The organism is Alphaproteobacteria bacterium (assembly GCA_019635875.1).
Classification (GTDB): Bacteria; Pseudomonadota; Alphaproteobacteria; order Reyranellales; family Reyranellaceae; genus JAFAZJ01.
In genome coordinates this window covers 104,603-122,959 of record JAHBYP010000013.1, presented here as the reverse complement: position 1 = coordinate 122,959, position 18,357 = coordinate 104,603, and the positions used below count along the sequence as shown (strand labels likewise).

General features: G+C 67.8%; 19 protein-coding genes. 7 read left to right on the top strand and 12 right to left on the bottom strand.

The genetic code is table 11. From position 1 onward, the window contains the following. From KF889_29545 to KF889_29535, 3 genes are all read right to left on the bottom strand, one after another. The gene (locus tag KF889_29545) at window positions 1-462 is read right to left on the bottom strand and encodes a MaoC family dehydratase N-terminal domain-containing protein (protein ID MBX3503606.1); all 462 of its coding nucleotides are present in this window, start codon (window positions 460-462) and stop codon (window positions 1-3) included. Window positions 463-653: 191 nt separating this feature from the next. Then, entirely contained in the window at window positions 654-1,853 is a 1,200-nt protein-coding gene (locus tag KF889_29540; protein MBX3503605.1) for an acetyl-CoA acetyltransferase, read from the bottom strand. Between the two features lie 60 nt (window positions 1,854-1,913). Further along, complete coding sequence (locus tag KF889_29535; protein ID MBX3503604.1) at window positions 1,914-3,356, bottom strand: hydroxymethylglutaryl-CoA synthase family protein; 1,443 nt, start codon at window positions 3,354-3,356, stop codon at window positions 1,914-1,916. Between the two features lie 277 nt (window positions 3,357-3,633). Here KF889_29535 and KF889_29530 point away from each other — a divergent pair, with 277 nt between their 5' ends. The 3 genes from KF889_29530 (at window position 3,634) to KF889_29520 (ending at window position 5,308) form a co-directional block, all read left to right on the top strand. After that, window positions 3,634-3,912 (top strand): type II toxin-antitoxin system RelE/ParE family toxin, encoded by a 279-nt coding sequence (locus KF889_29530; protein MBX3503603.1) that lies wholly within the window; start codon window positions 3,634-3,636, stop codon window positions 3,910-3,912. A 23-nt stretch (window positions 3,913-3,935) separates the two neighbouring features. Further along, window positions 3,936-4,235 (top strand): HigA family addiction module antidote protein, encoded by a 300-nt coding sequence (locus tag KF889_29525; protein ID MBX3503602.1) that lies wholly within the window; start codon window positions 3,936-3,938, stop codon window positions 4,233-4,235. 110 nt (window positions 4,236-4,345) lie between these two features. Beyond that, complete coding sequence (locus tag KF889_29520) at window positions 4,346-5,308, top strand: hypothetical protein (GenBank protein MBX3503601.1); 963 nt, start codon at window positions 4,346-4,348, stop codon at window positions 5,306-5,308. Window positions 5,309-5,451: 143 nt separating this feature from the next. Here the strand turns inward: KF889_29520 and KF889_29515 are convergent, their stop codons facing one another. The 3 genes from KF889_29515 to KF889_29505 all read right to left on the bottom strand — a co-directional run bounded on the left by KF889_29515 (window position 5,452) and on the right by KF889_29505 (window position 9,187). Beyond that, window positions 5,452-6,594: an acyl-CoA dehydrogenase family protein gene (locus KF889_29515; protein MBX3503600.1), complete on the bottom strand. Its 1,143-nt coding sequence runs from the start codon at window positions 6,592-6,594 to the stop codon at window positions 5,452-5,454. 44 nt (window positions 6,595-6,638) lie between these two features. Further along, on the bottom strand, window positions 6,639-7,838 hold the full coding sequence (locus KF889_29510; GenBank protein ID MBX3503599.1) for an acyl-CoA dehydrogenase family protein: 1,200 nt from the start codon (window positions 7,836-7,838) through the stop codon (window positions 6,639-6,641). A gap of 149 nt (window positions 7,839-7,987) precedes the next feature. Then, on the bottom strand, window positions 7,988-9,187 hold the full coding sequence (locus KF889_29505) for an acyl-CoA dehydrogenase family protein (protein ID MBX3503598.1): 1,200 nt from the start codon (window positions 9,185-9,187) through the stop codon (window positions 7,988-7,990). 179 nt (window positions 9,188-9,366) lie between these two features. Here KF889_29505 and KF889_29500 point away from each other — a divergent pair, with 179 nt between their 5' ends. The 4 genes from KF889_29500 to KF889_29485 all read left to right on the top strand — a co-directional run bounded on the left by KF889_29500 (window position 9,367) and on the right by KF889_29485 (window position 13,416). Beyond that, a complete protein-coding gene (locus KF889_29500; GenBank protein ID MBX3503597.1) occupies window positions 9,367-10,545 on the top strand; it encodes an FAD-dependent monooxygenase in 1,179 nt (392 codons plus the stop codon). A gap of 210 nt (window positions 10,546-10,755) precedes the next feature. Beyond that, window positions 10,756-12,159 (top strand): cytochrome ubiquinol oxidase subunit I, encoded by a 1,404-nt coding sequence (locus KF889_29495; GenBank protein MBX3503596.1) that lies wholly within the window; start codon window positions 10,756-10,758, stop codon window positions 12,157-12,159. Then, window positions 12,156-13,163 carry a cytochrome d ubiquinol oxidase subunit II gene (cydB, locus tag KF889_29490; GenBank protein MBX3503595.1) on the top strand — a complete coding sequence of 336 codons (1,008 nt, stop codon included), beginning with the start codon at window positions 12,156-12,158 and terminating at the stop codon, window positions 13,161-13,163. The genes KF889_29495 and cydB overlap by 4 nt, the downstream gene beginning before the upstream one ends. Window positions 13,164-13,305: 142 nt before the next feature. Then, window positions 13,306-13,416: a DUF2474 domain-containing protein gene (locus KF889_29485; protein MBX3503594.1), complete on the top strand. Its 111-nt coding sequence runs from the start codon at window positions 13,306-13,308 to the stop codon at window positions 13,414-13,416. Here the strand turns inward: KF889_29485 and KF889_29480 are convergent. The 6 genes from KF889_29480 to KF889_29455 all read right to left on the bottom strand — a co-directional run bounded on the left by KF889_29480 (window position 13,405) and on the right by KF889_29455 (window position 18,324). After that, a complete protein-coding gene (locus tag KF889_29480; GenBank protein ID MBX3503593.1) occupies window positions 13,405-14,613 on the bottom strand; it encodes a CoA transferase in 1,209 nt (402 codons plus the stop codon). The two genes, KF889_29485 and KF889_29480, sit on opposite strands and share 12 nt — an antisense overlap. A gap of 112 nt (window positions 14,614-14,725) precedes the next feature. Further along, window positions 14,726-15,634: an aldo/keto reductase gene (locus KF889_29475; protein ID MBX3503592.1), complete on the bottom strand. Its 909-nt coding sequence runs from the start codon at window positions 15,632-15,634 to the stop codon at window positions 14,726-14,728. Then, a complete protein-coding gene (locus KF889_29470) occupies window positions 15,631-16,077 on the bottom strand; it encodes a PaaI family thioesterase (protein ID MBX3503591.1) in 447 nt (148 codons plus the stop codon). The genes KF889_29475 and KF889_29470 overlap by 4 nt, the downstream gene beginning before the upstream one ends. Further along, window positions 16,074-16,538 (bottom strand): acyl-CoA thioesterase, encoded by a 465-nt coding sequence (locus KF889_29465; GenBank protein MBX3503590.1) that lies wholly within the window; start codon window positions 16,536-16,538, stop codon window positions 16,074-16,076. The genes KF889_29470 and KF889_29465 overlap by 4 nt, the downstream gene beginning before the upstream one ends. A gap of 6 nt (window positions 16,539-16,544) precedes the next feature. Continuing rightward, window positions 16,545-17,864 (bottom strand): VOC family protein, encoded by a 1,320-nt coding sequence (locus tag KF889_29460; protein ID MBX3503589.1) that lies wholly within the window; start codon window positions 17,862-17,864, stop codon window positions 16,545-16,547. Between the two features lie 4 nt (window positions 17,865-17,868). Then, complete coding sequence (locus KF889_29455; protein MBX3503588.1) at window positions 17,869-18,324, bottom strand: MaoC family dehydratase; 456 nt, start codon at window positions 18,322-18,324, stop codon at window positions 17,869-17,871. Window positions 18,325-18,357 lie beyond the last annotated feature (33 nt).

The following is an 18,357-nucleotide window of genomic DNA, read 5'->3' as shown; positions in this document are numbered from 1 at the left end:
TCAAGCCTTGCCGGCGTTCGGGTTGCGCACGACGGTCACGCCGCGCGCCTTGGCGACCGGCTTGCCCGACGCCTCGTCCTTCAGCTCGGTCTCCGAGACGACGAACCACAGCGCGCCGCCCTTCTTGTCGTAGATGTCCATCACCTGGCTCTGGCAGGTGATGCGGTCGCCGACATGCACCGGCGCCAAATACTCGTAGTGCTGCTCGCCGTGCAGGATCAGGCCGATATCGACGTTGAGCAGGCGCAACAGGCCGCCCTTGTCGGGGTCGTCGTTGGTGACGGCGGTGAGGAAGGTCGGCGGCGCCGGGATGGCGCGGTAGCCGGCGGCTTTCGCGGCCTTCTCGTCGCTGTAGATCGGGTCATCCTCGCCGATCGCCTTGCAGAAGAGGCGGATCTTGCCGGCCTCGACCGTGGTGGTGAAGGCGTTGAACTTGTGGCCGATGTGCTTCTTGTCGAGCATGCCTCGCGTCCCCTCCTGAAAAAATCGAAACTGGCGCTTGCCTTCCCCCGGAGGGGGTAGGTGCCCGAAGGGCGGATGGGGATGTCGAAGACGAACCGAGGAGTCCGTCTTGGACATCCCCCATCCGTCAGCGCTACGCGCTGCCACCTTCCCCCTCCGGGGGAAGGTAAGCTCGCGTCTTCCCTCGATGCCTATTCGTAGCGGCCGACGATGGCGATCGACGAGACGTTCTCGCGCGGCGCGCCGCCCAGATTGTGCGTCATGCCGACCTTCGGGTCCTTGAGCTGGCGCGCGCCGGCGCGGCCCTGGAACTGCAGGTACATCTCGTAGAGCATGCGCAGGCCCGAGGCGCCGATCGGATGGCCGAAGCACTTCAGGCCGCCGTCGATCTGGCAGGGGATCTTGCCGTCGGCGTCGTAGAAGCCGTCGAGCACGTCCTTCCAGCCCTTGCCGGTCTCGGAGATGTGCAGGTCCTCCATGGTCACCAGCTCGGTGACCGAGAAGCAGTCATGGACCTCGAACATCGAGACTTCCTTGCGCGGATCCTTGATGCCGGCCTCCTCGTAGGCCTTCTTCGAGGCGATGCGCGTGGTATGGAAGTAGCTGCCGTCCCACGAATTGTGGCCCGACTCCGAGCCGTTGGAGACGGAGAGCTGCAGCGCCTTGACGCTGACGATGTCGTGCTTGCCCAGCGACCTGGCGATCTCAGGCGTGGTCACGATCGCCGCCGCCGCGCCATCCGACACGCCGCAGCAGTCGAACAGGCCCAAGGGCGAGGCGATCATCGGCGCGTTGAGGATGGTGTCCATGTCCACCGCCTTCTGCAGGTGGGCCTTGGGGTTCTTCGCACCGTTCTGGTGGCTCTTCCACGACACGTGGCCGATCGCCTTCTTGAGGTCCTCGGCGGCCACGCCATGCGCCGTCTGGTAGGCGGTGGCGAGCTGGGCGAAATTGCCCGGCGCCGTGCCGTTGGCGCTCCACAGCGCCTGCAGCGGGCCGCCGCGGCCGCCCGGCAGGCCGCCATAGCCGGTGTCCTTGAGCTTCTCGACGCCCAGCGCCAGGGCGAAGTCGACCGCGCCCGACGCCACCGCGTAGCAGGCGCCGCGGAAGGCCTCGGTGCCCGAGGCGCACATGTTCTCGACATGCGTCACCGGGATGTTGGGCAGGCGCAGCGTGGTGCTGAGCGGGATGCCCGACTTGCCGACATGCACCTCGTCGATCGCCGTGGAGAACCACGCCGCCTGGAGCTGCTTCATGTCGATGCCGGCGTCGGAGACGCACTCCTTGAACGCTTCCAGCATCAGCTCCTCGGCGCCGCTTTCCCAGCGCTCGCCGAACTTGGAGCAGCCCATGCCGAGAATGGCGACCTTGTCCTTGATACCCTTGGCCATGGCACGTCTCCTGTGGTTGTCGTGCTCTTACCCTTTAACCGCTTGAGCCGTCGGCGCCGATCAGGCCGGCGCCGCCTTCCAGAAATAGCGCTTGAAGCCGCCGCGCATCTGATCGACCTCGCGGATGCGGAAGGTCATGCGCATCTTGGCGCCGACCTTGACCTGGTCCTTGTCCGAGTCGGTGAAGTCGGCCATGAAGCGGCCGCCCTCGGGGAAGGTGATCATGCCGTAATAGGCCGGCGGATCGGGCGAATAGGTCAGCGAATCGGCGGTGAACGACATCACCGAGGCCTGCAGCCCCTGCATCGGATAGGGCTCCTGGCTGTCCATCGCGTGGCAGTTGGGATTGACGCAGACCTGGGTCTTGGGGAACTGCACCGTGCCGCAGACCTTGCACTTGCCGCCGACCAGGCCGTAGATCATGTCGCGCTTGCGCCACAGCACACTGAGCGCGGTCTTCTTGTCGAACTCCGCGCGCATGCCCTTGTCGATCGGCAGCATGTCGTTGAAGGCGAGGAACTTCATGTAGTTCGTCTCGACCTTGCCGCGCGCCAGCCAGCCCGACACGCCCAGCCGCTTGCTGAGGTTGGCGATCTCCGCCGTGACCTCGAGGATGATGACGTCGAGGCCCTGCCCGAAGGCCACGACCATGATGCGCTCGCCCGGCTTGGCGCTCTCCAGCGTATGCGCCAGCACGACAAGCGCATGCGCCGAGCCGGTGTCGCCCAGGTTGGCGCCGAGGTTGTCGCGCACCGCCGTCTCGGCGACGCCCGCCATCTTGGCCATCTGCCTGGGGATCGCCGCCATCAGCGCGGGCATGATGAAGTGCGTGATGTCGGCGCCCTTGAGGTTGGCGGTCGCGAGCGCCGCCTTGATCGCCGGCGGCACGATCTTCACGTAGCCCTCGTCGCGGATCCAGCGCTCCTCCCAGGTGTAGTCGAAATCCGACTCATCGCCGCGGAAGTGATCGACGAAATCCATCGACACGGAGTGATGCGCCAGCAGCCTGGCGATCACCTTGTCTGTCCCGCACAGCATCGCCGCCGCGCCGTCGCCGAACTGCAGCTCGTTGGCCGAGGCCACGCGCGTGGAGCGCTTCTCGGCGGCCACGACCATGGTCGGCGCGCCGGACTTGGCGGCGGTCAGCCCGGCGATCAGCGCCGAGGTGCCGGCCTTCTGCGAGCCGGCGACGTCGGCGGCCATCAGGCCGTCCTCGACGGTCAGCGCCGTGCCGATCACGCCGGCGTTCTGGCGATCCTTGAACGGCAGGGTGGTCGAGGCGAAGTACAGGTTGCGCAGCGATTTCGGGTCGGTGCCGTTGAGGCAGTCGCGCGCCGCCTCGACGCCCATGGTGATGGAATCCTCGTCCCAGTTGGCCATCGCGCGCTCGCCCTTGGCCTGACCGCGCAGGCCCGGCGCGAACCACTTGTTGGCATCGTAGACGGCCTGGCGGCTGAGTCGCAGCCGCGGGACATAGGCGCCATACCCGGTGATGCCGACCATGCGGAGTTCCCTCTTCTCGAACGCTTGTTAGGTGAACGTTGGTTCAGACTAGCGCCATCAAGGGGGCCGCGCGATAGCCATTTGCACACGCCGATGGCCCTGCGGCCCGCGCATTCCGGCCGCCGAAATCGCGCCCTCGACGCGCGGAAACCGCGTTCCGAAAACAGAATGCATTCATGCCTTCCCCCTCCGAACGTGGTCGTAAGTGCCGCCGCGCTCGGCGGCGGCAGTTGGAGTCACCCTGGCGCTATACCGATTTCCGGTATATGGTACGATCATGATCCGGAGCTTCCGCTGCAAGGAAACCGAGAAGCTCTTCAATGACCAGCTCAGCCGTCGCTTTGCGTTCATCGAGCGCATCGCACGGCGCAAGCTGGAGCTGCTGGCGGCCGCCAACGCATTGGACGATCTGCGCAGCCCGCCGGGCAACCGGCTTGAAGCGCTGCGCGGCGACCGCGCTGGACAGCACAGCATCCGGATCAACGATCAATGGCGCCTGTGCTTTCGTTGGTCGGATGGCGACGTATTCGATGTCGAGATCGTCGACTATCTCTGAACCGGCACGAAGTGAGCAGAAGCATGGCCAAGAGACTGAACCCGATCCATCCCGGCGAAGTTCTCCAGGAGGAGTTCATGAAGCCGACGCTTGTCAGCCAGAACCGCCTGGCTCGCGAGATCGGCGTCAACGTGGCGCGGATCAGCGACATCGTGCGCGGCCGACGCGGCATCAGTGCGGACACCGCGGTGCGGCTCGCGGCATTCTGGAGCACGACGCCGGAGTTCTGGATGAATCTGCAGACCCGCTACGACCTGAAGCTCGCCCAGCGTTCCCTCGGCGACAAACGCGTCAGCGCGATCAAGCCGCTGCGCGCCGCCTGAAACAACAAACGCCCTCCGGGAATTGCAGCAGCCGGCCGCGAATCTGCCGGATTGACGCGACATGCGTTTGGCAAAAGAATGCGAGCGCACACTCACCAACGGAGGGGCCCATGGCCATCGGCGATCCTGAAACCAAGCAGCAGGACTATTTCGCCATGGCCGGCCTGATCCAGAAGCACTATCGCGACGAGTGCTACGACACTGACGTCACTAGCTCGGTGCCGTGGGAGACGGTGGCGGCGATCTTCTGGGAGGAGACGCAGTTCACCAACACGCGCCAGAAGGGCTTCAGCCACGAGAGCTGGCTGAAGGGCCCCGGCGCCGAGCAGGGCAAGGGCAACCACGCCATCGGCTTCGGCCAGGTCGAGCGCGAGACCCTCATCCTGATCAAGTCCCAGGCGACGACGACGGGCGCGCTCAAGGGCTTCTTCGACGGCACGCCGCTCGCCGGTCCGATCGACAAGCTGCCGGGCGGCTGGTGGCGCGACGTCGACGAGATGGTGCTGGGCGACGATCGCCGCGCCATCCACCTGTGCTGGCACGCGCTGATCCACCAGCGCAAGCGCCACCCCAACGCCAACCTCGAGAAGCTGCTGCACAACTATGGCGGCCTGCGCGACGCCAGCGGCCGGCCGACCGACAAGATGGTGCGCGTGGCGCGCGGCTGGCTGACCACGACCAGCCTGCTGACCACCTTCCGCGCCTCCGGGCTGGGCGCGCAGGACTACGGCGGCATGATGCGGGCCAAGCGTGTGCTGGCGGCGATCTTCGCATGCTCGCGCCGCAACGCACGCTTCATGCCCAGCTTCGGCGTCGAGGCGCGGCCGATCCAGGGATACATCTACGCCGGCACCGACCTCTACGCGTTGGGCGACGGGCTGGGCTGCCTGAGCTTCGGCAACAGCAACCAGCCGGGCGCCAACACCAACCTCGCCGCCGACTACCGCGACTTCATCGCCGAGTACAAGAAGCAGCCGGAGAGCGAGCACAAGTGGATCCGGCCCTGGGTCGAGAAGCGCTATCCCACGCTGAAGGGCCGCGCACTCAACATCGGCCCCAACGGCAACGAGTAGCTGCATGTCTTACCTTCCCCCGGAGGGGGAAGGTGCCGAAGGCGGAAGGGGGATGTCGAAGACGAACGCAGGAGTCCGTCTTCAACATCCCCCATCCGTCGCTGCGCGCCACCTTCCCCCTCCGGGGGAAGGTAAGACCCTTGTTACGCCGCGACCGAGAGGTTGGCGTAGCGGGTGAGGTGGTGCTGCTGGTTGCCGAACAGCGTCTCGATCATGGTCAGGCGCTTGAAGTAGTGGCTGACCGAGAGCTCGTCGGTGACGCCCATGCCGCCGTGCATCTGCACCGCGCTCTGGCCGCAGAACCTGCCCGACTTGCCGATCTGCACCTTGGCGCCCGAGGCCGCCTTCTTGCGCACCGTGGCGTCGGCGTCGTCGATCTTCAGCGCCGCCATCAGGGTCATCGAGCGCGCTTCCTGGGCGTTGGTGAAGCAGTCGACCATGCGGTGCTGCAGCACCTGGAACTTGCCGATCGGCACGCCGAACTGCTTGCGGGTCTTGATGTACTCGAGCGTCGCCTTGTTGATGGCGTCCATGCAGCCCACCGCCTCGGCGCACAGCGCCACGATCGAACGATCGACCACGCCCTCGAACAGCGCGTAGCCGTCGTCGAGCTTGCCGACCACGGCGTCGGCGCCGACCTTGACGTTGTCGAAGGTGAGCTCCGAGGCGCGCAGCGCGTCCTGGGTGGGATAGTCGCGGCGGCTGATGCCCTGGGCCTTGGCGTCGACGGCGAACACCGTGATGCCCTTCTCGTCGCGCTGGCCACCCGAGGTGCGCGCGGTGACGAAGATCGTGTCGGCCGAGGCGGCGTTGTAGACCACGCCCTTGTGGCCACTGATGGCGAAGCCGGCGCCATCCTTTTTCGCCGTGACGGCGACGTCGGCGAGGTTGAAGCGCGCCTGCTTCTCGACATAGGCGACGGCGAACTGCTTCTCGCCCGCGATCATCGGCGCCAGCAGCGCTTCCTTCTGCGCCGCGGAACCGCCGGCGGCCAGCAGGCCACCGCCCATCACCACGGTCGGCAGATAGGGCTCGAGCACCAGGCCTGAGCCGAAAGCTTCCATGGCGATCATGGTCTCGATCGCGCCGCCGCCGAAGCCGCCATCGGCCTCGGAGAAGCTCATGCCCAGCCAGCCGAGCTCGGCGAACTTCGCCCAGTTCTCGGGCAGCCAGCCCTTCTCGCTCGCGGCGATCTTGCGCCGGGTCTCGAACGCGTACTGCTCGCGCACGAAGCGCTCGACGCCTTCCTTGATCTGCTTCTGCTCGTCGGAATACGACAGGTCCATAGTCTCAGCTCCCTCCGGCCGCGGCGTCGCGCGTTGCCTGCTGCTTACAGCCCCAGCACCATCTTGGAAATCACGTTCTTCTGGATCTCGTTCGAGCCGCCATAGATCGAGGTCTTGCGCATGTTGAAATAGCGCGGCGCGGCGGGCACGGCGTGGGCCGGGCCGATCGGCGATTCATTGCTGTCGCGGAACAGCAGCTCGGGCTGGTACGGCATGGCGTAGTTGCCCACCGCCTCGCAGGCCAGCTCGGCGATGCGCTGCTGGATTTCCGAGCCGCGGATCTTGAGGATCGAGACCTCCGGCCCCGGCGCGCCGCCCAGCTGCATGGTCGACAGCGCGCGCAGCTCGCTCATCTCCAGCGCCGAGAGCTGCAGGTCGAGATCGGCGATCTTCTCGCGGAAGCCCTGATCGTCGACCAGCCTGCCGCCGTCGTCGGCCAGCTCGGCGCGGGCGATCTCGCGCAGGCCCTGCACGCCGCGCTTCGAGGCCGCGACCTCGGCGATGCCCAGCCGCTCGTTGGCGAGCAGGAACTTGGCGCAGGTCCAGCCCTCGCCTTCCTTGCCGATGCGGTTGGCCACCGGCACGCGCACATTGTCGAAGAACACGTCGTTCACGTGATGCGCGCCGTCGAGCATGACGATCGGCTTCACGGTGATGCCGGGCGTTTTCATGTCGATCAGCAGGAAGGAGATGCCCTCCTGCTGCTTGGCATCCGGGTTGGTGCGCACCAGGCAGAAGATCCAGTCGGCCCAGTGCGCCACCGAGGTCCAGGTCTTCTGGCCGTTGACGATGTAGTGATCGCCCTCGCGCACCGCGCGGGTGCGCAGCGAGGCGAGGTCGGAGCCCGAGCCCGGCTCGGAATAGCCCTGGCACCACAGCACGTTCGACGACGCGATGTCGGGCAGGAAGCGCTCTTTCTGCTCGTCGTTGCCGAAGGTGTAGATCACCGGGCCGACCATCTTCGGGCCGAACGGCAGGATGCGCGGCGCGCCCTCCTCGGCCAGCACGTTCTCGAACAGGAAGCGCTGCGTCACGCTCCAGCCCGGCCCGCCGTACTTCTTCGGCCAGGTGTAGACATGCCAGCCGCGCCTGCCGAGCGCGCGCTGCCAGGCGAGGTGGTCGTCGCGATCGTAGTGCCGGCCGCGCCGGGTCTTCTCGATCGTCGCCGGCGCGAGGTTCTCGCGCGCGAACGCCCGCACCTCGTCGGCGAAGGCACGATCCTCGGCGGTCAGAGCCAGATCCATTGTTCCCTCTTTCTATTACCTTCCCCCGGAGGGGGAAGGTGGCGCGGAGCGCCGGATGGGGGATGTCGAAGACGGACTCCTGCGTTCGTCTTCGACATCCCCCTTCCGCCCTTTGGGCACCTTCCCCCTCCGGGGGAAGGGAGACTCTCCTAAAGTCCCAGCACCATCTTGGAGATGACGTTCTTCTGGATCTCGTTCGAGCCGCCGTAAATGGTGGTCTTCCGCACGTTGAAATAGCGCGGTGCGGCCAGGTGCGCGGTGTCGGGGCCGATCGGCTCCTCGTTCGCGCCGTGCCACAACAGCGCCGGCTGGTACGGCATCGCGTAATAGCCGACCGCCTCGACGGCGAGCTCGGTGATGCGCTGCTGGATTTCCGAGCCGCGGATCTTGAGGAACGAGACCTCCGGTCCGGGCGCGCCGCCGGCGGCCATCGCCGAAAGCGCGCGCAGCTCGGTGTACTCCAGCGCCGTCACCTGGATCTCCAGATCGGCGATCTTCTCCCGGAAGGAGGCATCGTCGATCAGCTTGCGGCCGGCGCCGTCATTCTCCGACTTGGCCATCTGCTTGAGGCCCTCGACGCCGCGCTTGGATTGCGGGATCGCGGCGATGCCCAGGCGCTCGTTGGCGAGCAGGAACTTGGCGTAGGTCCAGCCCTCGCCTTCCTTGCCCACGAGGTTCTCGACCGGCACCTTCACGTTGTCGAAGAACACCTCGTTCACCTCGTGGCCACCGTCGGCCACGATGATCGGCTTCACGGTGATGCCCGGGCTCCTCATGTCGATCAGCAGGAAGGAGATGCCCTCCTGCGGCTTGGCCTGCGCATCGGTGCGCACCAGGCAGAAGATCCAGTCGGCCCAGTGGCCCATGGTGTTCCAGGTCTTCGAGCCGTTGACGATGTAGTGGTCGCCCTCGCGCACGGCCTTGGTGCGCAGCGAGGCGAGGTCGGAGCCCGAGCCGGGCTCGGAATAGCCCTGGCACCACCAGACGCTCGATTCGCGGATGCCCGGCAGGAAACGCTGCTTCTGCTCGTCGTTGCCGAAGGTGTAGATCACCGGCCCGACCATCTTGCTGCCGAACGGGATGATGCCCGGCGCGTTCATCTCGGCGCAGGTGTTCTCGAAGATGTAGCGCTGCGTGACGGTCCAGCCCGGCCCGCCATGCTTCTTCGGCCAGGTGTAGACCAGCCAGCCCTGGCGCCCGAGCGCCTGCTGCCAGCGCATGTAGTCGTCGCGCTCCAGATGCTTGCCGCCGGCCACCTTGTCGGCGATGTCCCTGGGCAGGTTCCTGGCGACGAAATCGCGGACCTCGTCGCGAAACGCGAGGTCGTCTTTGGTGAACGCCAGATCCATCGGTCGTCCTCCGCATGTGGGCGTGTCACCGCACGCCGGCGGTGGAAATGACGCCCCGTTCATTGAATTGCCGGCATACTATCCGGCAAGCCGCGCTCGGCAAGTCGTGCGCGGAACTCATGTTCGCGATACGGAATAATCCCGTGCACATCGGAATAGTCGGTTGCGGCGTCGCCGGCATGACGGCGGCTGTCCTGCTGTCGGAAGCCGGCCACGACGTCGCGCTGCTGGAGCGCTTCGAGCAGCCGCAGCCGCTGGGCGCCGGGCTGCTGATCCAGCCTACCGGCCTGCGCGTGCTGCAGCGCCTGGGCCTGCACGAACGGGCGCTGCGATCGGGCGCGCGCATCACGGGCATCGACGGCCGCTCCGATCTCGGGCACTGCGTGCTCGACCTGCGCTACGGTGATCTCGATCCTCGCCTGCACGGTCTGGGCCTGCATCGCGGCGCGCTGTTCTCGCTGCTGTTCGAGCGGCTCAAGCGCGCGCCGGCGACGCTGACCACCGGCTTCGAGGTGACGTCGATCGCCGGCACCACGCTCGCCACCGCCGACGGCCGCAGCGCCGGCCCGTTCGACCTCGTGCTGGTCTGCGACGGTGCGCATTCGCGGCTGCGCGAGCGCCTGGCGCCCAGGCACAGCGCGACGATCTATCCGTGGGGCTGCTTCTGGGCGACCCTGCCCGACCCCGACAGGCGCTTCGCCGGGCTGCTGCACCAGCGCTTCCGCGGCAACCGCCGCATGACCGGCGTGCTGCCGGTCGGCGCCGCCCCGGGCGGCGACGGCAACGACGTCATCACCCTGTTCTGGAGCCTGCGCGTCGCGGAGATGCAGGCCGTGCGCGCCGGTGGGCTCGGCCCTCTCAAGGCCGAGCTGCTCGACATCTGGCCCGAGCTGGCGCCGCTGCTGGAGCGGCTGACCTCGTTCGACCAGTTCGCCGAGGCGACCTATCGCGACGTGGTGATGTCGGGCTTCCGCCGCGAGCGCATCCTGTTCCTCGGCGATTGCGCGCACGGCATGTCGCCGCAGCTCGGCATGGGTGCCAACCTGGCGCTGGCCGACGCCGCAACCCTGGCCGGCGCCCTGGCGCACGCATCCTCGCTCGACGCGGCGCTGGCCCTGTTCGAGACCACGCGCCGGCGCACCCTGGCGATCTACGGCTTCGTCAGCCGCTGGCTCACGCCGTTCTACCAGGGCGCTGCGCGGCCGGTCGGCTGGCTGCGCGATCTCACCTTCGGCCCGGCCTGCGCCTTCCCGCCGACGCGCCGCGCGATGCTCACCATGCTCTCAGGCACACGGCGCGACTGGTTCGCGACCTTCCCGATCGCCGGCGACGGCCTGCCGGAATTGCCGCTGGTCTGAGGCTGCGTTCATCGCCGTTCGGGCCGCGTCGCTCCGGCGACGCATCATGAGCGCCGCTGGAGCGGCGCGGCCCCCTGACGACTCAAGCTGCGGCGCGGGCGCGCACGGCGCACGCGTCGCGCTGTAATCGCGGCACGCTTCACCACATGATGAGCGTGCGTGCTATCGTCCCTTCCCCTCCGGGGGAAGGCAAAGGCCCGGAGGGGTGCGATGGATTTCTCCGACGCGTTGCTGCTGGCGCGCATACAGTTCGCCTTCACGGTCAGCTTCCACATCATCTTTCCCGCCTTCTCGATCGGCCTCGCGAGCTACCTCGCGACGCTCGAGGGCCTGTGGCTGTGGACCGGCCGTCGCGTCTTCCTCGACCTGTTCAATTACTGGAAGAAGATCTTCGCTGTCGCCTTCGGCATGGGCGTCGTGTCGGGCATCGTCATGAGCTACCAGTTCGGCACCAACTGGAGCGTGTTCTCCGACAAGGTCGGGCCGGTGATCGGCCCGCTGATGGGCTACGAGGTGCTGTCGGCGTTCTTCCTCGAGGCCGGCTTCCTCGGCATCATGCTGTTCGGCCTCAACCGCGTCGGCCCGCGCCTGCACTTCTTCGCCACCCTGATGGTGGCGTTCGGCACCTTCCTGTCGGCGTTCTGGATCCTCTCGGCCAACAGCTGGATGCACACGCCGCAGGGCCACGCCATCAACGAGGCCGGCCAGTTCATCCCCGTGGACTGGTGGCAGGTGATCTTCAATCCCTCCTTCCCCTATCGCCTCGCGCACATGCTTCTGGCGGCCTACATCACGACGGCCCTGGTCGTCGGCGCCACCGGTGCGCTGCACCTGCTGCGCGATCGCGCCGACCCGGCGGCGCGCATCATGTTCTCGATGGCGATGTGGATGGCGGCGATCGTGGCGCCGATCCAGGCCGTCGTCGGCGACATGCACGGGCTCAACACGCTCAAGCACCAGCCGGCCAAGATCGCGGCGATGGAAGGCCATTTCGACACCTACGAGGGCGCGCCGCTGATCCTGTTCGGCATCCCCAACGATCGCGAGGAGCGCGTCGACTACAAGGTCGAGATCCCCAGGCTTGGCTCGTTCATCCTCACGCACGACTGGAGCGGCAAGGTGCGCGGCCTGAAGGAATGGCCGCGCGAGCAGCGCCCGCCCTCGCGCATCGTCTTCTGGAGCTTCCGCATCATGGTCGGCGCCGGCCTGCTGATGATCGCGCTCGGCCTGTGGACCCTGCTGCTGCGCTGGCGGCGCACGCTCTACGACGCGCCGTGGACCTGGCGCGCCGCCCTGCTGATGGGCCCGTCGGGCTTCGTCGCGGTGCTGGCGGGCTGGATCACCACCGAGGTCGGGCGGCAGCCCTGGACGGTCTACGGCCTGCTGACCACGGCGCAGTCGGTCTCGCCGATCGACGCGGCGGCCGTCGGCACCTCGCTGGTCGCCTTCATCGTCGTCTATTTCGCGCTGTTCGGCGCCGGCACCTTCTACCTGCTGCGCCTGATGTACAAGCAGGTGGCCGCGGGCGCCGACGAGCTGCCGCGCGACGAGCCGATCCGCGCCGCCGGCATCACGCCGGCGCCCGTCATGCGCGAAGCTGGAGGTGCGCCATGACCTTGGACCTCCCCTTCATCTGGGCCGCCCTGATCGCCTTCGCGGTGCTCGCCTACGTCATCCTCGACGGCTTCGATCTGGGCGTCGGCATCCTCTTCCCATTCATGCCACACAGGAAGCATCGCGACGAGATGATGAACTCGGTGGCGCCGGTGTGGGACGGCAACGAGACCTGGCTGGTGCTGGGCGGCGGCGGGCTGTTCGCCGTCTTCCCGCTGGCCTACGCGGTGATCATGCCGGCGCTCTACGCGCCGCTGATCGTCATGCTGCTCGGGCTGATCTTCCGCGGCGTCGCCTTCGAGTTCCGCTGGAAGACCGAGCGCGGCCGCTTCCTGTGGGACTGGGCCTTCGCCGGCGGCTCGACGCTCGCGGCCTTCGCCCAGGGCATCGCGCTGGGCGCGCTGGTGCAGGGCATCCCGGTCGCCGACCGCGCCTATGCCGGCGGCTGGTGGGACTGGCTGACGCCGTTCAGCCTGCTCACCGGCGTGGCGCTGGTCGTGGGCTATGCGCTGCTCGGCGCGACCTGGCTGGTCTACAAGGCCGAAGGCGAGGTGCAGGCGCGCGCCTATCGCTTCGCCATGCTGGCGGCCATCGGCACCGTGGCGCTGATCGGCGCGGTGAGCCTGTGGACGCCCTTCCTGCGCGACATCTACATGCAGCGCTGGCTGGCCTGGCCGCAGATCCTCTACACCGCGCCGGTGCCGCTGCTGGTGGCGGCGACGACGTTCGTGCTGCTCAAGAGCCTGCGCGAGAAGCGCGAGCTCTCGCCCTTCCTGGCGTCGCTGGCGCTCTTCGTGCTGTGCTTCGTCGGGCTGGGCATCGGCTTCTATCCCTACATCGTGCCGCACTCGGTGACGATCTGGGACGCCGCCGGCCCCGACGCCAGCCTCGGCTTCCTGCTGATCGGCGCGCTGGCGCTGCTGCCGCTGATCCTCGCCTACACCGCCTATTCCTACTGGGTCTTCCGCGGCAAGGTGAACGCCAAAGGAGGCCACTACCATTGAGTGGAAGGAGCGCCATTGCCTTCCCCCGGAGGGGGAAGGTGCCCGAAGGGCGGAAGGGGGATGTCGAAGCCGAACGGTGGAGTCCGTCTTCGGCATCCCCCTTCCGGCGCTGCGCGCCACCTTCCCCCTCCGGGGGAAGGTAATGCGACGTCAATCCTGGAAACGCCTGATCTGGTTCGCCGGCCTGTGGTGCGCCAGCGTGGCGGCGCTGGGCGTCGTCGCCTTCGCGATCAGGCTCGCTCTACGCGGCTGAGGCGGGGAAGAGCAGCGCCTTCTCGTCCTCGAGCTTGGCGATGTCGGCCTCGCTGTAGCCGAACTCCTTCATCACCTCGAGGCCGTCGGCGCCGATGCGCGGGGCGTGGCGGCGGTACTCGGTCTTGGTCTTCTCGAAATCCAGCGGCGAGGCGAAGGTGGTGATCCTGCCCTCGGTAGGATGCTCGCGCTCGGTGAAGAAGCCGGTGGCGTTGAGGTGCTCGTCCTCCATCACCTGCTCCAGGGTGTTCACCGGCATGGCCGGGATGTCGGCCTCGTCGAACAGCTTGAGCCACTCCTTGGTGGTCTTGTTGCGCAGGAGCTCGTCGAGGATCTGGTAGAGCTCGTCGAAATGCGCGCCACGCTGGGCCTTGTCGGTGAAGCGCGTCTCCTTGGCGAGATCCGGCCGGTCGGCGAGCACGAAGAAGCGCTCCCAGTGCCGCGTCGTGTAGGGCAGCGCGCAGATGTAACCGTCCTTGGTCGGGAAGGGATGGCGGTATTTGTTGATGATGCGGTTGTAGCCCATCGTGCCGATCGGCGGATGGAAGGTGCGGCCGAAGAGATGGTCGGTGAGGAAGAACGAGGCCAGCGTCTCCAGCATCGGCACCTCGATCATCTGGCCCTCGCCGCTTTGCGCGCGGTGATAGAGCGCGCCCAGCACGGCGACGGCGAGATGCAGGCCGGTGGTCTTGTCGGCGATCAGGCTGGGCAGGAATTTCGGCCGCTGGCCGTCGATGCGCGCCTGCAGCGAGGCCGCACCACTGGCGCCCTGCACCAGATCGTCGAAGGCCGGCTTGTGGCCGTAGGGTCCCTTGCGCTTGTAGCCCAGCGAGTAGGCATAGATGATCTTCGGGTTGATCTTCTTCAGGTCCTCGTAGCCCAGGCCGAGACGCTCGATCGCCTGCGGCCGGCTGTTGTGGATGAAGATGTCGGCGCTCTCGATCATCTTCTTCACGACCGCGATCGCGGCGGGCTTCTTGAGGTCGAGGCAGATCGAGCGCTTGTTGCGGCCCGCCGCCATGTAGATCGGCCCCATGTCGGGCGAGCGGCCCTTGCCCGACAGCCGCAGCAGGTCGCCCTCCGGCGGCTCGATCTTGATCACGTCGGCGCCCATGTCGGCGAGATGCTGCGTCGCGAACGGCCCGAGCAGAACGGCCGTCATGTCGACGATCCTCACCCCGTGCAGCGGCCCCGGCATGTTTCCTCCTGATGCGTTCTTTGCCTTCCCCCTCCGGGGGAAGGGAGATGATGTACGAACAGCGGCCGCCCGTGCACAAGCGCGGGCGGCGCAGGGCCGCCCTGCCCTCTCCTCAGCCGTCGAGGGCTTCGATCATGCGGGTCCGCATCGCGGCATCGGGCAGTGCGCCGAAGCCTGCGCGCACGTTGTCGCGCATGTGGTCGGGCCGGCTGGTGCCGGGAATGGCGCAGGTCACCGCGGGATGGCCGAGCACGAATTTCAGCAGGATCTGCGCCCAGCTGGTGCAGCCGATCTCCGCCGCCCAGCCGGGCAGCGGCTTCTGCATCATTCGGCGGATCAGCCCGCCGCCGCCGAGGGGCTGGTTGACGATGACGGCGATGCCGCGCTCGGCCGCCAGCGGCAGGAGGCGGCGCTCGGCGGCGCGGTCGTTGAGCGCGTAGTTGAGCTGCACGAAGTCGAGCGGCTGGGCGCGCATCACCGCCTCGAGCTCGTCATGCGCCGAGACCTGGTAATGCGTGACGCCGAGATAGCGCACGCGACCCTCGGCCTTCCAGGCGCGCAGGGTCGCCAGGTGCGTGCGCCAGTCGACCAGGTTGTGCACCTGCATCAGCTCGATGCGCGGGCCGGTGCGCAGCAGCTCCATCGAGCGGCGCATCTGCTCGATGCCGGCCTGCCGGCCCTGCGTCCACACCTTGGTGGCGATGAAGGCCTTCTCGCGTGCGTTCGCCGCCGCCAGCAGCGCGCCGACCGCGGCTTCCGACTGGCCGTACATCGGCGAGCTGTCGATCACCGAGCCGCCATTGTCGAACAGCACGCGCAGCACCTCGCCGAGCGGCGCGCGGCGCTCCGGCGGATGGTCGAAGGTCAGCCAGGTGCCGACGCCGATCACCGGGAGCATCTCGCCGCTCGAGGGGATGCGCCGCTTCGCCATGGCCGCCTGCGCCGAGGCGCGGCCGCCCAGCGCCAGGGACAGCGCGCCGCCGGCCGCCGCTCGCAGCAGGCTGGCGCGCGACAGGCTCATGACGATCGCGGCGGCCGGAACTGCTCGGGCACGCGCTCCAGGTCGGGCACCCGGAAGACGCCCGAGGCGTTGAGCACGACCGCGCCGTCGCAGACCAGCTCGGTGCGGCAGAAGCAGAAATTGATCGTGCGGCGCGTCACCACCGCCTTGCCCTCCAGCCAGTGACCGAGCCTGGCGCCACGCACGAAATCGCAGTTCAGCGTGATCGTCGGGTGCGGCCATCTTATGCCGGTGGCCAAGCCGCTGCCCAGGCCCATCACCATGTCGGCGACGGTGACCAGCAACCCGCCATGCGCGATGCCCATGGGATTGCCGTGGCGCTCGTCGAGCATCAGGCCGACGCGCGCGCCGTCGGCCTCGGGCTTCATCAGCAGCGGACCGGCGAGCTGCACGAAGCGGTCGGGAATCGGGATCTCGACGAAGCCCTCGGGGATGGCGTTCACAGCACGCCTCCGGTCGCGTCCATCAGCCGCTGCAGCGAGGCGCGCGCCTCCTCGCCGATCGCCGCGGCGCGGCCGCTCGCCTTGTCGATCGACACCAGGATCACGTGGCCGGTGGCGGCGCAGTGGCCGTCCTGGTCGAAGATCGCCTGGCCGATGACGATCGAGGAGCGGCGGATCTCGGTGATGCGCGCGCCGGCGCGGATCGTTCCCGGGTAGAACATCTGGCGCTTCAGGTCGATGTCGATATGCGCCACCACGACGTCCAGGCCGGTCAGCGCGCGCAGGCCCTTGAGCTGATCCTTCAGGTAGCGGATGCGCGCGTTCTCGAAGAACACCAGGAAGGCCACGTTGTTGATGTGGCCGTTGGCGTCGACATCGGCGAAGCGCAGATGCTCGGTGGTCAGGAAGCCGAAGGACCTGATATCGGCGAGATCGATCGCCGGCGGCACCGCGATGTTCATCGGCGTTCAGCCCCGCACGAACTCGACGCAGACGCCGGTCGCGTCCTTCGCCGAGACGATGATGCGGCCATCGGCCGGCCGCGCATAGGCGAGCCCGTTGGCCGACAGCAGCGCCGCCGTCGCCATCGGATCGGCGACAGCGAAGCGCAGCAGCGCCGGGTGGTCGTCCTTGCGCACCAGCCGCACGCCGGGATGCGCCGCCTCGAAGCGCGCGCGCGTCATGAAGCGGATCGGCGTGCCGCCGCTGTCGACCAGCAGGTCGCCGTCGTCACGCTTGACCGAGCCCACGCCGAAGACGCGCGTGACGTAGTCCTCGTCGAGGAACGGATCCTCGGCAACGACGACGGCGCCGGCCAGCGCCTTCGCGCCGTTGGGATGGCGCGCCCATTCCGGGCGGTAGACGAATTGCGGCGTGCGGTGCTCGCAGACGAAGTAGCCCAGCAGCTTGGCGCGCTTCGTGCCCAGGCGCACGGTACGGAAGGCGGCGCGCTCCTTGCGGCCGGAGATCTCGACCTCGCGGTCGAACTCCAGCACAGCATCGGGCTGCAGCCCGGCTTCGGTCCACGCCTTGTGCGCGAGGTCGGCGCCGTCGGTGCGCAGCGCGGCGTTGGCCAGCCCCTCGCCCTTGCTCTTCAGCATTTCCCGGCGCTCGGCGTTGAACTCGTTGGGCTCGACCACGCCCAGCAGCTCGAAGTAATTGTCGCCGAAGATCATCAGGTGGTTGGCGGTGCCCAGCCGCGTATGGAAGCCGCGCGGCTGCAGCGCGAAGCCCAGCCGCGCCCATGCGCGCTCGGCCTGGTCGATGTCGTCGACCACGACGACCGCGTGGTCGATGCCCTTCACCGCCTCAGCCATGGAACGCACTCCCTCACCTGATGGACGCCGGCGGATGAACTCGCGGCCCTGCATGGTCAGCGCCAGCTCGCCACGCTGGTTGAAGGCCTCGTAGTCCTTGAACACGAGGCCGACGTCGTCGCGGCTCGACAGGGGCCTCTTCTCCACGATCCTGACACTCGCGGTCAACCGGTCGCCCGGCCGCACCGGACGGTGCCAGCGTATGTCGTGCAGCCCGGCGCCGCCCATGCTGGCATCGGGATGGCTGAAATTGTCGACCAGCAGGCGCATCATCGCCGAGCAGATGTGCCAGCCGCTGGCGATCAGCCCGCCGAACATCGAGGCCTGCGCGGCGTCATGGTCGACATGGAAGGATTGCGGGTCGAACCGCCTGGCGAACTCGACGATCGCCGCCTCGGTGAACTCGTGGACGCCGATCGGATAGACGCGACCGAGCTCCAGCTCCTCCCAATAGCGCAGCGGACCGGGCATGCGATCAGTTCGCTGGCCGCCGGCGGATGAGGTTGGTGCCTTTCATGGTCACGACGGTCTCGCCGCGCTGGTTGACGGCGGTCCAGTCGTAGAACACCAGGCCCATGAACGGCTTGCTCGCCGAGGCGCGCTTGCCGGTCACGCTGAGCGAGGCGCTGATCGTGTCGCCGGCGCGCACCGGCCTGGGCCAGCGCACCTCGTCGATGCCGGGCGAGCCAAGGCTGGTCTCGGGATGCAGAAAATTGTCGGCCAGCAGGCGCATCGCCGCCGAGCAGGTGTGCCAGCCGCTGGCGATGATGCCGCCGAACATCGAGGCCTCGGCCGCGGCGCGATCAATGTGGAAGGGCTGCGGATCGAACTCGAGCGCAAAGGCAACAATCGCCTCCTCGGAGAGCGTCGCGCTGCCCAGCGCGTAGGTATGGCCGATCTCGATATCTTCCCAATAGCGCAGCGGCGGCATCATGGATCCATCGTCATGGGGCCCGGACCATAG

Bases quoted from the DNA above. Each gene is read 5' to 3' on its own strand.
- KF889_29545 (MBX3503606.1), bottom strand. From the start codon at position 462: ATGCTCGACAAGAAGCACATCGGCCACAAGTTCAACGCCTTCACCACC.
- KF889_29540 (MBX3503605.1), bottom strand. From the start codon at position 1,853: ATGGCCAAGGGTATCAAGGACAAGGTCGCCATTCTCGGCATGGGCTGC.
- KF889_29535 (MBX3503604.1), bottom strand. From the start codon at position 3,356: ATGGTCGGCATCACCGGGTATGGCGCCTATGTCCCGCGGCTGCGACTC.
- KF889_29530 (MBX3503603.1), top strand. From the start codon at position 3,634: ATGATCCGGAGCTTCCGCTGCAAGGAAACCGAGAAGCTCTTCAATGAC.
- KF889_29525 (MBX3503602.1), top strand. From the start codon at position 3,936: ATGGCCAAGAGACTGAACCCGATCCATCCCGGCGAAGTTCTCCAGGAG.
- KF889_29520 (MBX3503601.1), top strand. From the start codon at position 4,346: ATGGCCATCGGCGATCCTGAAACCAAGCAGCAGGACTATTTCGCCATG.
- KF889_29515 (MBX3503600.1), bottom strand. From the start codon at position 6,594: ATGGACCTGTCGTATTCCGACGAGCAGAAGCAGATCAAGGAAGGCGTC.
- KF889_29510 (MBX3503599.1), bottom strand. From the start codon at position 7,838: ATGGATCTGGCTCTGACCGCCGAGGATCGTGCCTTCGCCGACGAGGTG.
- KF889_29505 (MBX3503598.1), bottom strand. From the start codon at position 9,187: ATGGATCTGGCGTTCACCAAAGACGACCTCGCGTTTCGCGACGAGGTC.
- KF889_29500 (MBX3503597.1), top strand. From the start codon at position 9,367: ATGACGGCGGCTGTCCTGCTGTCGGAAGCCGGCCACGACGTCGCGCTG.
- KF889_29495 (MBX3503596.1), top strand. From the start codon at position 10,756: ATGGATTTCTCCGACGCGTTGCTGCTGGCGCGCATACAGTTCGCCTTC.
- cydB (MBX3503595.1), top strand. From the start codon at position 12,156: ATGACCTTGGACCTCCCCTTCATCTGGGCCGCCCTGATCGCCTTCGCG.
- KF889_29485 (MBX3503594.1), top strand. From the start codon at position 13,306: ATGCGACGTCAATCCTGGAAACGCCTGATCTGGTTCGCCGGCCTGTGG.
- KF889_29480 (MBX3503593.1), bottom strand. From the start codon at position 14,613: ATGCCGGGGCCGCTGCACGGGGTGAGGATCGTCGACATGACGGCCGTT.
- KF889_29475 (MBX3503592.1), bottom strand. From the start codon at position 15,634: ATGAGCCTGTCGCGCGCCAGCCTGCTGCGAGCGGCGGCCGGCGGCGCG.
- KF889_29465 (MBX3503590.1), bottom strand. From the start codon at position 16,538: ATGAACATCGCGGTGCCGCCGGCGATCGATCTCGCCGATATCAGGTCC.
- KF889_29460 (MBX3503589.1), bottom strand. From the start codon at position 17,864: ATGCCCGGTCCGCTGCGCTATTGGGAGGAGCTGGAGCTCGGTCGCGTC.
- KF889_29455 (MBX3503588.1), bottom strand. From the start codon at position 18,324: ATGCCGCCGCTGCGCTATTGGGAAGATATCGAGATCGGCCATACCTAC.